Source organism: Pseudoalteromonas piscicida, from assembly GCF_000238315.3.
GTDB classification, from domain to species: Bacteria; Pseudomonadota; Gammaproteobacteria; order Enterobacterales; family Alteromonadaceae; genus Pseudoalteromonas; species Pseudoalteromonas piscicida.
Genome location: NZ_CP011924.1, coordinates 2,497,913 through 2,512,601, shown reverse-complemented (window position 1 = coordinate 2,512,601; position 14,689 = coordinate 2,497,913). Strand labels below are relative to the sequence as shown.

18 protein-coding genes are annotated in these 14,689 nt (G+C 44.1%); 8 read left to right on the top strand and 10 right to left on the bottom strand.

Going from position 1 to position 14,689, the window contains the following annotated elements; translation table 11 throughout:
- Window positions 1–116: 116 nt before the first annotated feature.
- From gluQRS to sfsA, 3 genes are all read right to left on the bottom strand, one after another.
- Entirely contained in the window at window positions 117–1,064 is a 948-nt protein-coding gene (gene gluQRS / locus PPIS_RS11715; protein WP_010378784.1) for a tRNA glutamyl-Q(34) synthetase GluQRS, read from the bottom strand.
- A gap of 10 nt (window positions 1,065–1,074) precedes the next feature.
- On the bottom strand, window positions 1,075–1,518 hold the full coding sequence (gene dksA, locus PPIS_RS11710) for an RNA polymerase-binding protein DksA (protein WP_010378786.1): 444 nt from the start codon (window positions 1,516–1,518) through the stop codon (window positions 1,075–1,077).
- 173 nt (window positions 1,519–1,691) lie between these two features.
- Window positions 1,692–2,411 carry a DNA/RNA nuclease SfsA gene (gene sfsA, locus PPIS_RS11705; protein ID WP_010378787.1) on the bottom strand — a complete coding sequence of 240 codons (720 nt, stop codon included), beginning with the start codon at window positions 2,409–2,411 and terminating at the stop codon, window positions 1,692–1,694.
- 76 nt (window positions 2,412–2,487) lie between these two features.
- Here sfsA and pepB point away from each other — a divergent pair, with 76 nt between their 5' ends.
- Complete coding sequence (pepB, locus tag PPIS_RS11700) at window positions 2,488–3,783, top strand: aminopeptidase PepB (protein WP_010378789.1); 1,296 nt, start codon at window positions 2,488–2,490, stop codon at window positions 3,781–3,783.
- Window positions 3,784–3,843: 60 nt separating this feature from the next.
- On the opposite strand, the gene PPIS_RS11695 is transcribed toward pepB, so the two are convergent.
- Window positions 3,844–4,263 (bottom strand): CBS domain-containing protein, encoded by a 420-nt coding sequence (locus tag PPIS_RS11695; protein ID WP_010378791.1) that lies wholly within the window; start codon window positions 4,261–4,263, stop codon window positions 3,844–3,846.
- Between the two features lie 137 nt (window positions 4,264–4,400).
- Between PPIS_RS11695 and PPIS_RS11690 the strand changes: the two genes are divergently transcribed.
- Window positions 4,401–5,054 carry a DUF2987 domain-containing protein gene (locus PPIS_RS11690; RefSeq protein ID WP_010378793.1) on the top strand — a complete coding sequence of 218 codons (654 nt, stop codon included), beginning with the start codon at window positions 4,401–4,403 and terminating at the stop codon, window positions 5,052–5,054.
- Window positions 5,055–5,075: 21 nt separating this feature from the next.
- Here the strand turns inward: PPIS_RS11690 and PPIS_RS11685 are convergent, their stop codons facing one another.
- The 5 genes from PPIS_RS11685 to gpmM all read right to left on the bottom strand — a co-directional run bounded on the left by PPIS_RS11685 (window position 5,076) and on the right by gpmM (window position 10,334).
- A complete protein-coding gene (locus tag PPIS_RS11685) occupies window positions 5,076–5,549 on the bottom strand; it encodes a GNAT family N-acetyltransferase (protein ID WP_010378795.1) in 474 nt (157 codons plus the stop codon).
- 9 nt (window positions 5,550–5,558) lie between these two features.
- Window positions 5,559–6,302 carry a divergent polysaccharide deacetylase family protein gene (locus PPIS_RS11680; RefSeq protein ID WP_010378797.1) on the bottom strand — a complete coding sequence of 248 codons (744 nt, stop codon included), beginning with the start codon at window positions 6,300–6,302 and terminating at the stop codon, window positions 5,559–5,561.
- Window positions 6,303–6,384: 82 nt separating this feature from the next.
- A complete protein-coding gene (locus PPIS_RS11675) occupies window positions 6,385–7,596 on the bottom strand; it encodes a S41 family peptidase (RefSeq protein ID WP_010378798.1) in 1,212 nt (403 codons plus the stop codon).
- A gap of 38 nt (window positions 7,597–7,634) precedes the next feature.
- Entirely contained in the window at window positions 7,635–8,780 is a 1,146-nt protein-coding gene (locus PPIS_RS11670; protein WP_010378802.1) for a murein hydrolase activator EnvC family protein, read from the bottom strand.
- Window positions 8,781–8,792: 12 nt separating this feature from the next.
- A complete protein-coding gene (gene gpmM / locus PPIS_RS11665) occupies window positions 8,793–10,334 on the bottom strand; it encodes a 2,3-bisphosphoglycerate-independent phosphoglycerate mutase (RefSeq protein ID WP_010378803.1) in 1,542 nt (513 codons plus the stop codon).
- Between the two features lie 277 nt (window positions 10,335–10,611).
- Here gpmM and PPIS_RS11660 point away from each other — a divergent pair, with 277 nt between their 5' ends.
- The 5 genes from PPIS_RS11660 to PPIS_RS11640 all read left to right on the top strand — a co-directional run bounded on the left by PPIS_RS11660 (window position 10,612) and on the right by PPIS_RS11640 (window position 13,430).
- Window positions 10,612–11,043 (top strand): rhodanese-like domain-containing protein, encoded by a 432-nt coding sequence (locus PPIS_RS11660; protein ID WP_010378806.1) that lies wholly within the window; start codon window positions 10,612–10,614, stop codon window positions 11,041–11,043.
- 12 nt (window positions 11,044–11,055) lie between these two features.
- Window positions 11,056–11,313 carry a glutaredoxin 3 gene (gene grxC / locus PPIS_RS11655; protein WP_010378807.1) on the top strand — a complete coding sequence of 86 codons (258 nt, stop codon included), beginning with the start codon at window positions 11,056–11,058 and terminating at the stop codon, window positions 11,311–11,313.
- Window positions 11,314–11,396: 83 nt separating this feature from the next.
- Window positions 11,397–11,885, top strand: coding sequence for a protein-export chaperone SecB (gene secB, locus PPIS_RS11650; RefSeq protein ID WP_010378810.1), 489 nt, complete (start codon window positions 11,397–11,399; stop codon window positions 11,883–11,885).
- Between the two features lie 3 nt (window positions 11,886–11,888).
- Window positions 11,889–12,896 (top strand): NAD(P)H-dependent glycerol-3-phosphate dehydrogenase, encoded by a 1,008-nt coding sequence (gene gpsA, locus PPIS_RS11645; protein WP_010378813.1) that lies wholly within the window; start codon window positions 11,889–11,891, stop codon window positions 12,894–12,896.
- 96 nt (window positions 12,897–12,992) lie between these two features.
- On the top strand, window positions 12,993–13,430 hold the full coding sequence (locus tag PPIS_RS11640) for an energy transducer TonB (protein ID WP_010378815.1): 438 nt from the start codon (window positions 12,993–12,995) through the stop codon (window positions 13,428–13,430).
- Window positions 13,431–13,484: 54 nt separating this feature from the next.
- Here PPIS_RS11640 and PPIS_RS11635 read toward each other — a convergent pair whose 3' ends face one another.
- Window positions 13,485–13,781, bottom strand: coding sequence for a hypothetical protein (locus PPIS_RS11635; protein WP_010378819.1), 297 nt, complete (start codon window positions 13,779–13,781; stop codon window positions 13,485–13,487).
- A gap of 127 nt (window positions 13,782–13,908) precedes the next feature.
- Between PPIS_RS11635 and PPIS_RS11630 the strand changes: the two genes are divergently transcribed.
- Window positions 13,909–14,643, top strand: coding sequence for a TrmH family RNA methyltransferase (locus PPIS_RS11630; protein ID WP_010378822.1), 735 nt, complete (start codon window positions 13,909–13,911; stop codon window positions 14,641–14,643).
- Window positions 14,644–14,689 lie beyond the last annotated feature (46 nt).

Here is a 14,689-nt window from a genome sequence, read left to right as displayed (position 1 = left end):
GGAAATAATAACTCGTCTCCTGAGCAATCAAGTTTTCTATTCTAGTCGTTGTGAACCACTGCTTTTGTCTTAAAACAGGTCGCATTTAAGGCTCGCTATCATATACTCAAATGAGACTAAATTGAAGTACTTGAAAACAGTGGGCGAAAAGCAAAATCACCATTTTCTAGAGAGTCTAGTTGAATTTCCTGTACTTTAGGAACGCTATCTAGACTAAAAATATCAATAGCGTGAGTCAGTAATGCGTCAACATCTTGATAATTATGGAGAGAATCAACTGGCACATGCAAATAACGCAGCGCGGCATAAAGGGTTGGTAACGGGTTGCGGTTATCAATAGCTGGAGCATGATTCTGCTTAGACAACTTAAATCCGGGCTCTGCGACAGCCAGTGGCACGTGAGCGTACTCAGGTGATGGCTGATTGAGTTGCCGAAATAAACTAATTTGTCTTGCTGTGGGTTCTAGCAGATCGGCACCACGCACGATATGACTAATCTTTTGCTCTATGTCGTCAACGACCACCACCAATTGATAAGCAAATAAGCCGTCGCGGCGTTTAACGATGTAATCTTCATGCGCAATTGCAGGGGGAATGACAACCATGCCTTGTATTGCATCATTAAATTCAGTAACTGGACAGCGCTGCTGTAGGCGCAAAGCATTATCTTGCCAACTTAGCGCTAAAGCTCGGCAATGATTGTTATAAAACCCACCCATTGCTTTAATTTGCTTTCTAGTACATTGACACGCATACACAAGGGAGTCTGATTTTAGTGTCGTCAAATAGGCTTGGTATAGGGCATGGCGCTGCGATTGATAGACAACGTCTTCATCCCAGTAAAGGCCATATGCTTCAAGTGTGGTTAATATATTGTCGGCAGCACCCGCAACTACGCGCGGTGTATCAATGTCTTCGATGCGAACGAGCCATTTACCTTGATTGACTTTTGCATCTAAATAGCTACTCAAAGCGGCCACAAGAGAGCCGAAATGAAGCGGTCCGGAAGGCGAGGGAGCAAATCGACCGCGATAGCTCCCAGTTTGCTTTAAGCTTGGGGACACAGGGCTGAGATTATCCTCTGCCTTGTTGTTTTTCTTTGATTTCTGCGAGAGATTTACAATCAACACAAAGATCAGCTGTTGGACGTGCTTCTAAACGGCGAATGCCGATTTCAATACCGCACGACTCACAAAAGCCGAAGTCATCATCTTCGATAAGTTGAAGTGTTTTCTCAATTTTCTTGATTAGCTTACGCTCGCGGTCGCGAGTACACAGTTCAAGAGAAAACTCTTCTTCTTGCGCTGCACGGTCCACAGGATCAGGAAAGTTTGCCGCTTCGTCTTGCATGTGTGTCTTAGTACGATCTACTTCATTACGTAGATCGGCACGCCATGCTTCTAATATCGCTTTGAAATGAGCACGTTGTGCTTCATTCATGTATTCTTCGCCTGGCTTTTCTTGATAAGGTTCTACACCGGCTTGAGCCAATAACCCTAGTTTTTTCTGGTCTGGCATACCATTCTCCTAAATCCTTAATACATAACCCCAGCTTTCGCCGGCGGGTATAAATAGCAAAATCTTTACCCCTTAGCAAACACTTTTTTGCTGCAAATGTCAGCCACTTTTTCAATGTTTAACTATTTGGGGGAGAAAACTATCACGGCTATATGTGGGCAGCATGAAAAAAGTCAAGCGTAATCAAAAGGAATTTCTTCAATTAATTGTACTTGGTTGTCATCAATATGCGCTCGGTAAGCAATGACTTCTACTCCGTGGGAAATTGCTTCTTTCACTAACGCAGCATATTTTTGATCGATATGACTGGCTGGTTTGACGCAATTAATCCCTGTATGGAGCGCGGCAAACAGTAACACCGCACGGTGACCTTGCTGTTTAATGTGGGTTAATTCTCTAAGATGTTTTTGACCTCTTAAGGTTTCAGCATCAGGGAAAAAACCTTGCTGTTGCTCGAGCAACGTCACCGACTTTACTTCAACGTAGCAGAATTGCGAGGATTGTCCATTTTCGAGGTTGCTCAACAAAATATCAATTCGGCTATTTTCAGCCCTGTATTTCACCTCAGTTTGAAGTGTTTTGTAGCCTTGCAGTTGCGTTATTCTTCCTTGCTCAATGGCCTCAACAGATACTTTATTGGCCACCGCTGTATTTACACAAATAAAATGACCATCATTATCTTGCGTCAGCTCCAACGAATGCATGTACTTTCGTTTGGGGTTATCGCTGGTGGAATAATAGGCTGTAAATCCCGGGTCTGCACAGTTGGTCATTCTACCCGTATTGGCGCAGTGTACGGTGAATTCGTCACCACTTGGGGCGCGTAAATCGACAAGAAAGCGTTTATATCGTTTGAGCAAGGTTGCTTGCTGTAATTGCCTAGAAAACTTCATTGGTCGCTTTAGGTTGGGTGTATTTAGTGGCTAGTGTACACTTAACCACACTTACAAGCACAAGAGTGAAAAGAGAATGTCAGAGAAATTTATTGTACGACTGAGTGAAGACGCAAAACCAGAGTATTTATCTGCTGGTGCTGCATTGTCGTTTGAAAAGGACGGTGCTTTTATCCATTTACAACAAGACGAAACGCTGAAAAATATTCAAAAAGCGGCTCGTAGCATCGCACAACAAGGGATTAAACAAGTTCATCTAGAAGGTGACTTGTGGTGTACTGAATCTCAATGGGCTTTTTATCAAGGTTTTGTGTCACCAAAGGCATTAGATGGTGTGGTGTTTGTTGACAACGACCAGTCAGATCTAAAAGAGCTTGATGCATTAAAAGCGTCGGCAACATGGATGCGTCAGATGATCAACGGCACGGCCGAAGATATTTATCCTGAAAGCCTTGCTGGAAAAGCGGCTGAGTTTATTCAGTCATTGGCACCTGAGCATGTTAGCTATCAAATCATTAAAGGCGACGCGCTGTTGGAGCAGCAATGGATTGGTATCCACGAAGTGGGACGCGGCAGTGAGCGTCCTCCTGTGTTGCTTGAGCTTGACTACAACCCAACAGGTAATGATGACGCACCAGTTAGTGCGGCACTTGTGGGTAAAGGGATCACGTTTGACTCAGGTGGGTACTCGATTAAGCCAAGCGAAGGCATGCTTACGATGAAGTGTGATATGGGTGGTGCGGCAACCGTAACGGCTGGTTTAGCGCTGGCTATTCAACGTGGTTTTGACCGTCGTGTTAAGTTGTTCCTATGTTGTGCTGAGAACCTTATCTCAGGCCATGCCTATAAGTTAGGTGATATTCTTACCTACAAAAATGGTACCACAGTTGAAATCGTAAATACCGATGCAGAGGGTCGCTTGGTGCTTGCTGATGGCTTGATGGCTGCCGGTGAAACAGGCGCAGAGCTTATCATTGATGCCGCGACATTAACGGGCGCCGCGCTCGTTGCTGTAGGCCAAGAGTACAACGCATTATTTGGTTTAGACAAAACACTTGTCGGTGATGTACAGCAGTTCGCGAGTGACGAATTTGAAGCCGCGTGGCCATTGCCTCTAGAAAAGTGGCACCAAAATAACTGTCCATCGCCTTATGCGGATACAGCTAACAGCCGAGCGCAAAAAGGTGGCGGCTTTGGTGGTGCATCAAATGCAGCGGGTTTCCTGTCTCGCTTTGTACCAAACGAAGGTCAAGGTTGGGTGCATATCGACCTTGCGGCTTCTTTCCAAAATAGCGCTAGTGGTCAATGGGCCGCAGGTGCAACGACCTTAGGCATGAGAACCGTAGCGAGAACGCTTCAAGAAAAAGCGTAATCATGCAGTTAGCTGAGTGTATTCCGCGAGACAGTGGAATACACTCGCTTGTTACCACGTTTAAGACAAGAGTGCAGCAGCGAGTCGCACAAAGTCTGATGAAGTCAGTATTCCAACCAATTTGTTTTGCTCGTCTACCACAGGCATACAGCCATGGCGATTATCGACAAAAAAGCGCACCACATCTTGTAGTGATTGGCTTGGGCGCACGCTCGCAAAATCGGTCGCCATAATATCTTGTACTTTTGTTTGCTTTTCTTTTCTGGCAAGCGCATTTGCGCCATAGGTTGCCATTATTCCCATTACCTTGGCGATCATAATCTTTTGCGTGAGCATACCAACTAGGGCTCCTGCTTCGTCAATCACTGGAATGTGACGAACATTTTTTTCTTTCATTAAATTGTGCGCATCTTGCAAGGTATTTTCAGCAATCACTGCGAACGGATCTGGGGTCATTAAATCAGCTACGGTTTGGGTCATCTGCTACTCCTTTTCACTCCATATGCTTATGTTGAGTTTAGCTTGATCTATTTGGCATGTATGGAATTGAGATCAAGTTTTGAACTATTTCTCGAAGAGCTCCTCATATGAAGACAACAATAAGAAAGGATAACCCAATGAAAAAGTTACTGATGTTAGGTGCTGTTGCGAGCTTACTTTGCAACTCTGTTTTCGCCGCTGAGCGAAGTGTTGAATATGGTGAGATTAATCAAATTCTAGATTTAATCGCCAACAAAGCGCAGTCGCAATATATCTTGTCTAAATTTACAGTGGAAGTGAAGCAGCCTGATATCGCGCTTGAGGATGTTAAACTTTGGCTGGAGCAAGATGACAAGATCATTGCCAACGGTATCATAGACAAAGACGGCAATATTGATTTACCTATTCTCCCGCAGTCTCGTGCAGATCAAGTTAATTTAGTGATCAATCAAGAAAAAGGTGCCGTTGCGATTCTGGTCAATACCGATATAGCGCCGTTGACTAAGCAGCAGGTTTTGTATCGCGATTTGTTTATTCTTTTAGAGGATATGGACGCTTTTGTTGAGTTGATGGCAGGTAGCTTGTCTTGGTTTGCTCCAAGCTTTGATGAACTAGAGTTTACATTTACCGAGCCTGCATCAATTCAGTTTGTGGATGCCAAGGGTAAAACCCAAAAGTTTGTGACGGATGATGAGTTTAAGATCCAAATCCCTAATAAGAAAAAGTGGATGAAGCAAAATCCATCCTTGCAATTTAGTGCCTTACCCACGCGGTTTGCGCCCATAGATTAGGGAAGAAAGTTCGTATGCCTGCTAGCAGGCAGGCATACTCTTTTCCATCAGGTAATTAGTTAACACTTCGCCACGAACCGTCACTTGTTGTTCCTTTATCACTTGGAAACCAAAATATTCAAAGAAAGGTTTAGCCGTTTTACTAACATGGGAAAATAAGCGCGTTGTGTTGGTTATTTTGCTGTGTTCTAAGAGTGCGAGCATAAGTGCTTTACCTATGCCTTGGCCTTGATGTTCTGCATGGCAAAAAAAGTGATCAATAAGACCGTCAGCTTGGATATCGGCAAAGCCAACAATTTTACCATTTAGTACGGCGACAAGGGGCTGATTGCTCCTTAATCGGTCTTGCCAGCCTTTATCGACAACGTCGCTATGTGCCCATGCATTAACTTGGCTATTGGAGTAATGCTGTATATTTACCGAGCGTATTGTGTCAAACATAAGCTTGCGTAGCACGGCTTCTTCGCCGTTTTGAAACTGTCTGATGATAATCATTGTTAATCTTTATTCTTGGAGTCTTAATTGTCCGGAAATAGCATGCTGCTCAGCAATTTCTGCAAGTCGTACGTATTTTTGTTCAACCAGTTGAGACACGGGTACCAGTTTGGCATCAATACTTTCAAGCTCAGCTAACTTGGCTGCAAGAAAGGCGGCGGTTTCCTTATATGGGTGCGCAATGATAATAACATGCTCGTGATTATCAAGTAGCTTAAGCATATGTTGCCACTGCTTGTTGAGCGCCTCAGTGGATATATCATTATCTAGAAAGACCTGTCGAGCGACGTTTTTTACGCCGTAAAGGTTGGCCGCATATTGGGCTTGACTGTGGCTAGTGGTACGGCTATCCAAAAAGTATAATCCGCGCTTTTTTAGTATTTCCATTGTCCATTTCATTGGCTCTATTTGTTCGGTTAATGCTGAGCCCATGTGATTATTTACGCCTTTAACCTGAGGTAGCGTCGATAGCGCATTGCCAAGTGTCATTTGCAACTGCCACTTTTCCATATCGATAGTTAATGCGCCCGGGCCAAGGACCTTTTCCGTGTCTTGTGCCTGCATTGGCACATGTAATAAAAGCTCGCGTTGTTGGCGGCTGGCTGCAAAGGCAAATTGTTGAGAAAAAGGGGTGTGGGGCAGGATCGAAAAGGTGATCCCACCCGGTAAAGACAGCAACTCTAAGTCACGTTGGTGATTGCCAATGTCGTCTATAACAATGGCAAACTGTTTTGCTGGCACTGCAAAAGTCATGCAGGTCAGTATTATCCCGATTATTTTTTTTAGCACACAAATTATTATTATAGTTTACAGCCCTACAGGACCGTTTTTTAATTTACTGTGATTGAACTAACGCTAGCGCCTTAGGCCAATGCGAGGCTAGCTGTTCAATACCTGTTGTTTTGATTGATTCTTCACCAGTGATTATAGCGCTTTTATCCAACAGGGAAAGCGCTTGTTTGGTAAAATATACATCGGGCTCTATGCCTTTACCTTCAATTGATGTACCCGCAGGTGTGTAGTATCTCGCTGTCGTTAACTTTAATGCTGTAGTACCATTGCCAATCGGGATCAAGGATTGCACTGAACCTTTACCATAGGAACGTAAGCCAACGACTAAGGCACGTTTATTATCCTTGAGTGCGGCCGCTAAAATCTCGGCAGCTGAAGCGGAATTATTGTTGATTAATACCAAAATAGGCGCACCATTTAAAATATCTCCCCGCTTTGCAATGTAAGCCTGATTGGCGTCATAGAAGCGGCCTTTGGTCGTGACGATTGTGCCACTATCTAAAAAAAGATCTGAGATTGCCACTGCACTATTAAGTGTGCCGCCGGGGTTGTCACGTAAATCAATAACCAGCTTTTTCAATGGACTGCCTAACTGTACTTGTAGTCGGTTTATGTGTCTTGCAACATCATGATAGGTGTGGTGGTTAAAACTGTTGACACTCAAAAAACCGGTACCGTCGTTTAAGAGTTTACTGGCGACACTTTCAATGACTATCTCTTGACGTTTAAGCTCAAGTGCAACTAACTCGTCTTGTCTTAATACCACTAAATTGATGAGGTTTTTATTTGCAGCTTTGAGTAGGGCAGACACTTCTTCTATCGATTTGCCCGCGACATTAGCGCCATTGATTGCGTGGAGTTTATCACCGCTCTCTATTCCTGCTTGAGCTGCAGGTGAGTTGGGCAGGGTATCCAAGATAATCACGTAATTATCTTGCTCTTCGACTTCAATACCAAGCCCTGTGTAGCGCCCATTTGCTGCACTGAAGATGGATTCCAAGTCTTCCTCGTTGAGGTATTTAGAGTAGGGATCTAAATTGTCAAAGAGACTCGACAAGTTGCCCGCGTTGTAGCGACTCAGAGGCAAGTCTTCAACATAATAGGTGTGGATATGATACAGGATTTCATCGATTTCTTGAGCCGAAAACTTTTGTGTAGACGCGTGACTAAAAGCGCTAAAACTTAACAAAAGCAGGAAGCTTAATAATGCAACATAGCGCGCTGCAAGCGCGTAAAAACGGGTTTGTCTATTCATGTGCTGCTCCTCATCAAGGTGCAGCACGGGTTATTCAGTTAACTGGATCTGCACCATTTTATCGGATCTACAGCGCTTCCCTTATGCCGTATTTCAAAGTATAGACCAGGATCTCTTTGTCCGCCGCTTTGTCCTACCAAAGCGATCACTTCACCACTGCGAACTTGATCGCCAACATCGCGAAGCAGTGTTTGAGCGTGGCCGTATAGGCTCATAAAACCATGCCCATGATCAAGCACAATAACCCAGCCAAAGCCATTTAACCAATCTGCATACACAACTTGACCGGGAGCGACACTCGCAATTTCAGCCCCTTCTTTTGCGCCAATGAGGACGCCCTTCCAATTCATGCCTGCATGCTTGCTTTGGCCGAATTTATGCTTAATTCGACCTTTGGCCGGTAAACTCATTTTGCCTTTGAGTTTGGCTAGTCCATCTAAGCGTACTTCGGCTTCTCTTTGTGCCTTGGCAAGCTCTTCTAAAGTTTGGATTAAGGTTTGCTCATTTTCTTTTAAATATGCGATAGCAGAGCGTGTTTCACTGAGTTTGTTATTTAGGTTTGCAAGCTGGTTTTGGCGTTCTTTCTGCGCCTTCTTGAGCGCATCTAAGCGTTCATTCTGATGGTTTTGTAGCGCTTCTAAGCGTGCTTGTGTTCTTGCTAACTCAACTTGAGTCTGTGCCAATTCTTGGCCGATAGATTTGAGCTGTTCAAGTTGTTTAATGCGTGCTTTATTTAGGTAATCATAATAGGCAATGGTGCGCTCGAGCTTTGTTGCATGCTCTTGATTAAGTAACATTCTAGAATAATCATGAGAGCCCGTCATGTAGGCACTTTTTAGCTGAGCCGCAAGGATCTTTTCAAATTTTTTCTTGTCGTTTAACAGCGTGCTTTCTTGCTTTTTAAGTTCGGCCTGCTCGGTTTGGTTTTCTTTGATCCCGATTTCTGTGAGTGAGATAGCTTTGGCACTTTTGGCAATATCAAGTTCGAAGGCTTTGAGCTTTGCTTCGTGACTGTTAATTTCACCGCGCTGCTTTTCTAATGCTTGTTGGCTAGCTTTAAGCTGTTGCTGAACTTCGCTTAAGTCTTGTTTGGTTCTAGATTCGTTGGCAACAGCGGGCGCTGTTGTCATGAGTAACGCCGCACCGAGAAGTGCGGCATAGTGAAATGTCGTTTTTAACGGCATACAGGCAGGCCGTTATTTTAAACGCATAATTGGAGTGCCTGTCATCTCGCTAGGCTGCTCCATACCAAGTAAATGCAGCATCGTTGGTGCAACATCGCTTAGTGCTTTTCCTGCTTGTGGCTCTGCATCACGACCTACATAAATAAATGGTACAGGCTCACTAGTGTGTGCTGTGTGAGCTTGGCCCGTTTTCGGGTTTTGCATTTGCTCAGCATTGCCGTGGTCTGCTGTGATCAGAGCTTCACCACCGGTTTCTTTTAACGCTGCAACCACACGACCGATACACTTATCAACGGCTTCACATGCTTTTACTGCGGCTTCGAATACACCAGAGTGTCCAACCATATCACCATTCGGGTAGTTACAGATAATGACGTCAAACTCACCGCTATGAATGGCTTCAACTAACTTATCCGTTAGCATTTCTGAGTTCATCTCTGGCTGCAAGTCGTAAGTGGCGACTTGTGGAGAAGGAATAAGCTCACGTTTTTCACCTTCAAAGAGATCTTCGCGACCGCCGCTAAAGAAGAAAGTGACATGGGCATATTTTTCCGTTTCTGAAATACGCAGCTGAGTTTTGTTGTGCTTAGCTAGCCATTCACCTAGCACATTTACAAGTGCTTCAGGCGCGAAAGCGATAGGGGCTTTAATGTCGGCAGCGTACTCAGTCATCATAACAAACGCACTTAGGTCCGGTGCTTTGCGTTTTTCGAAGCCATTAAAGTCAGCATCGACAAAAGCACGGGTCATCTGGCGCGCTCGGTCTGCACGGAAGTTCATAAAGATAACCGTATCACCATCATTGATAGTTGCGGCAGGTTGCCCAGCTTCGGTGATCACTGATGCTTTAACAAACTCATCATTTTCATCACGCGCGTAAGCTGCTTGTAGCGCTTCAACGCCATTACGATAAGTAAAATCAGCGTCGCCACTTACCATCAGGTTATAAGCAAACTCGACACGGTCCCAGCGATTGTCACGGTCCATAGCATAGTAGCGACCAATAATAGACGCTAGGCGGCCACAATTGAGTGACTGCATCAAGGCTTCCATTTTCTCAATTGACGCTTGTGCGCTACGAGGTGGTGTATCGCGGCCATCCAAAAATGCGTGCAAATAGACGGTTGCACCGCGCTCAGCCGCTAATTTAATCGCTGCAACAATGTGATCTTCATGACTGTGAACACCACCTGGGCTCAATAATCCCATTAGGTGAACGGCTTTGCCCTTTGCCACTGCTTTGTCGATATTCTCAACCAGAGCTGGATTGTGCTCAAACTCACCATCGTCAATCGCTTTAGTGATCCGCGTGAAGTCTTGATAAACCACACGTCCCGCACCGAGGTTAACGTGGCCAACTTCGGAATTCCCCATTTGTCCATCCGGTAGACCAACATCAAGGCCTGAGCCTGAAATCAAGGTGTGTGGAGCAGAGCGCCATAGTTCATCTAATACTGGGGTATTGGCTGCTAAAATAGCATTGCTCTCGCTTTCTTCGCGATAGCCCCAACCGTCTAAAATCATTAATACCAATGGCTTTTTCTTAGCTGTCATTTGCGCTCCTGAAATCCTGAATTAGGCACGATGTTGATGTCTTATAGCAAACGCTACAAGGTTAGATTTACTAACTTGGGCTGCAGCGCTTCGATAAGCTTGCTCTGGTTGCTGGTAAGTAGAATACCTGTTTTTGTATGAATATTCAGCCCCACAGTGATGAATTATCAACTTTGAGATTGATATTTGCTCATGTTGAACAAGTCTGTTTTGTCGAGAATAAAGCAGGTATACTTGCTGCCACTTTATCGTTTAATAATTTTTGGTTGATAAATTAATGGAACAATACGTTGCGTTTTTAGGTAACCATCCGGTACTTAGCATCATTTGGGTTGTGTTAGCCGCGATGTTAGTGAGTAGTTGGTTTAAAAGTCAGTTTTCTAAAATTAGACAAATTAATCCTCAGCAGTTGACTATGCTTGTTAACCGCCAAGATGGTCAGGTACTCGATATGCGTGCAGCAAAAGAGTTTAACCAAGGTCACATTGCAGGTTCTGAGCAGGTGAATGCGGAAAAACTCAAGCAAAAAGATTTTGCTGGTCTTGAAAAACATAAATCTAAGCCCATTATATTGGTCTGTAACACAGGTATGACGGCATCTGCTGTTGCTGATAACATGCACAAAGCTGGATTCGAGCAAGTGTACGTATTATCAGGTGGTATTGGCGCATGGCAAAGTGCGGGTTTACCAATCTCTAACGGAAAATAACTGAGGTCTATGATGAGCCAAGTCGTAATTTATACCAAAGACTATTGTCCATTTTGTCATCGTGCAAAAGCACTATTAGATGCAAAAGGTGTCACATACACTGAGTATGATATTGGCGCACAGCCTGAGCTTCGTGACGAGATGATCGAAAAAGCCAACGGTGGCTATACCGTGCCACAAATCTTTATCGCTGAGCGCCATATTGGTGGTTGCGACGATATGATGGCGCTTGAAGCGCAAGGCGAACTCGATAAGCTATTACAAGCATAAAATTGATTGAGCTTTGGCTCAGCTTATTTTTTATAATGACTGCTAGGAATTAGCAGGATCACAACAGAATTTAGGAAATTATCATGGCAGAACAAAACCAAGCAGCAGAACAACAACAAGAAGGCGCTCAGTTCAACATTCAACGTATCTACACTAAAGATGTATCGTTTGAAACGCCAAACTCACCAGGTATCTTCCAAAAAGAGTGGGCACCAGAAGTTAAACTAGACATGGACACTCGTTCAGCAAAGCTTGATGACAACGTTTTTGAAGTTGTTCTAGCGCTAACGGTAACGGCAACTATTGGTGAAGAAACTGCATTCCTATGTGAAATCCAACAAGCTGGTATCTTTGCAATTGCAGATCTTGAAGAAATGCAAATGGCACACATGCTAGGCGCATTCTGCCCTAACATTCTATTCCCATATGCGCGTGAAGCGGTAGCTAGCCTAGTTAACCGTGGTACTTTCCCACAGTTAAACCTTGCGCCAGTTAACTTTGACGCATTATTCGCTCAGTATATGCAGCAACGTGCGGCTCAAGCGCAGCCTGAGCAAACTGCTGACGCATAATTGATGAGTACAGCAAAATCAGCTGTAACTGTATTAGGGGCGGGGTCTTATGGCACCGCCCTTGCTATTTGTTTCGCCCGAAATGGTCACCAAGTGACACTGTGGGGACGCAATAGCGAACACGTTGAGGCGCTAGCAGCTGAGCGTAAAAACCAACGTTATCTTCCTGACACCCAGTTTCCAAACACGCTTGAACTTGAGGCCGATTTAGAAACGGCTGTTAAGTCTAGCGAGCGTATTTTGGTGGTTGTGCCAAGTCATGCGTTTGCAGACACCTTGAAGAAGATTAAACCTATGCTACTTGAGAATGCAAAAGTAGCTTGGGCAACCAAGGGGCTGGAACCGAATACTGGGCGATTATTGCAAGAGGTTGCACTGGACGTGTTAGGTGACGATGTGCCGCTGGCGGTGCTAAGTGGACCTACTTTTGCAAAAGAAATGGCAGCAGGGTTACCTACTGCTATTTCAGTGTCTTCGATTTGTGCAAAGTTTCGTGAAGAGCTTGCAGAGCTGTTGCATTGCGGTCGCTCGTTTCGGGTGTATAGCAATGAAGACTTTATTGGTATTCAGCTCGGTGGCGCGGTCAAAAACGTTATCGCAATTGGCGCGGGCATGTCTGACGGCTTTGGTTTTGGTGCCAATGCCAGAACGGCGCTTATTACCCGAGGACTTGCTGAACTTTGTCGTTTAGGATGTGCTTTAGGCGCGCGTTCTGAAACCTTTATGGGTATGGCAGGACTGGGTGACCTGATTCTCACTTGTACGGATAACCAGTCGCGTAATCGCCGCTTTGGTCTTGCACTTGGCTCGGGAAAGTCGGTCGATGAGGCGATGTCGAGTATAGGTCAGGTGGTCGAAGGCTATCGCAATACCAAAGAAGTTTATCTACTTGCCAAACGCACAGGTATTGAAATGCCGATCACCGAGCAGATCTATCTAGTGCTTTATGAGCAAAAAGATGTGAAAGAAGCCGCGATGGCATTGCTTGGTCGCGAAAAGCGAGCTGAGTGAGTTGCCTATGGAAGCCAAAGCAACTATTGCTTTGGTTTTTCAATGAATAAGAAGTAGAGTGGAACCTCTATTTGATAAGTATAAAAAGGAGTATTTATGAAAATTCAATTATTGATTGGTTTGCTGATTTTAGGCAGCTGTTGGGGAGCTGCAGCAAAGACAGTATATGCTGATATAAAGTCAACCCAGTTAAGTCCATCTATAGAAACTTCCATTTGGCAAAAGAAAGGTAATAGCACACCTAAATATCCACTAGCATTAGCAAAGCGCAAGCTTGCTGGATGTACCGTATTCAAGGTGATGATTGGTGCTGATGGCAAAACTGATGATATAGTACAAATTGCTAGCATTCCATCCACAAAATTGGCTAAGCACGCTAAACAACTTATTAAAAGTTGGCAATGGTCTCCTGTTGATACGCAGCACCTTGGGCGAGAAGAAAAGTTGATGAGAATTGATTTTTGCCTGGGCGGTGCCGATTTAGCTGACGCGCAAATGCGTTGTGAAGCTCAAGCTAAATTGGACTGTGAATAAATAAAAATCCGTTAGCTTAAACTTCAAATTAAGTAAATTTGGGGAGTGTGATACTTACTCTCCAAACTTAATGTTATAGCGACGTTTAAACCACAGTAAAAATGGGATTTCAATCACGCTAAATGCGACAATCGTAAACACCACCCAATTACTCTTAAAAAACACTAACGAAAATTCGATATCCTTGCCATAGTACAAACTTCCAGACACAACTAAAGAAACCGCAGTAACCAATAAATCTTGTTTGCTGATACTGGCGAGGCTTTTCTCTTTTAACTTTGGGTAAACGAATACATAGGCCACAAAAAGTAGAATAAAGTTGAGTAAAATAAGCGTTAGCTCAGGTGACATGATTACCTCTATGCCTTGTGTATCATTCGGCACAAGATAACATAATTTCTTAGCTTAATGCCTCATTGAAACGCTTTTTATCTGATACTGAACAGGTATAATGGTAAATCCAACTTTTGAGGTGCACATGATCTCCAAGAATCAACAAAAACTACTTCGTGCTTTAGGGCAAAAAAAATATCGCAAACAACATGGCCTGTATTTAGTACAAGGCGAGAAGAATGTGATTGAGTTAGTTGATGCTGGGTTGGCTGTTGAACAGTTGTTCGCGACCAATGAGTTCATGACAAAGTATAAATCCAAACTCGTTAATATTACCTGTGTAGAAGCAGAAGAGGAAATGCTGAGCAAGGTGAGTACTTTGGTATCAAATAATGCGGCGATAGCGGTCGTTGCAATGTCGCCGGCAGAAGAAATCAATACAGCTGGGTTGGTGTTAGCATTAGATGGAGTCTCAGACCCGGGTAATCTCGGTACCATTATTCGTCTTGCTGATTGGTATGGATTAACGCAGCTTGTGGTAAGCGAAAACTGCGCGGATCAATTTAACCCTAAAGTGATCAGCGCCACCATGGGCTCATTTGTGCGTGTTAATGTGGTAAGAACCGATCTCGAGGCCTTTTTAAAGCAATATCAAGGCGAATGCTATGGAGCATTTCTTGGTGGTGAAAGTGTGCATCAGTGCCAATTTAGTCGTAATGCCGTGTTGGTCATGGGCAGCGAGTCCCATGGTATTAGCGATACCATAGCGGCTCACATCAATAAAAAGGTGACTATTCCTGCGTTTGGCGGTGCTGAGTCATTGAATGTGGCGATGGCTACTGGGATCATTTTGGATAATATTAAACGCTGTCATTGCTAACTCATAGATCTTACTAATGAATTGCCTTATTCTCAAAAGTAACCGC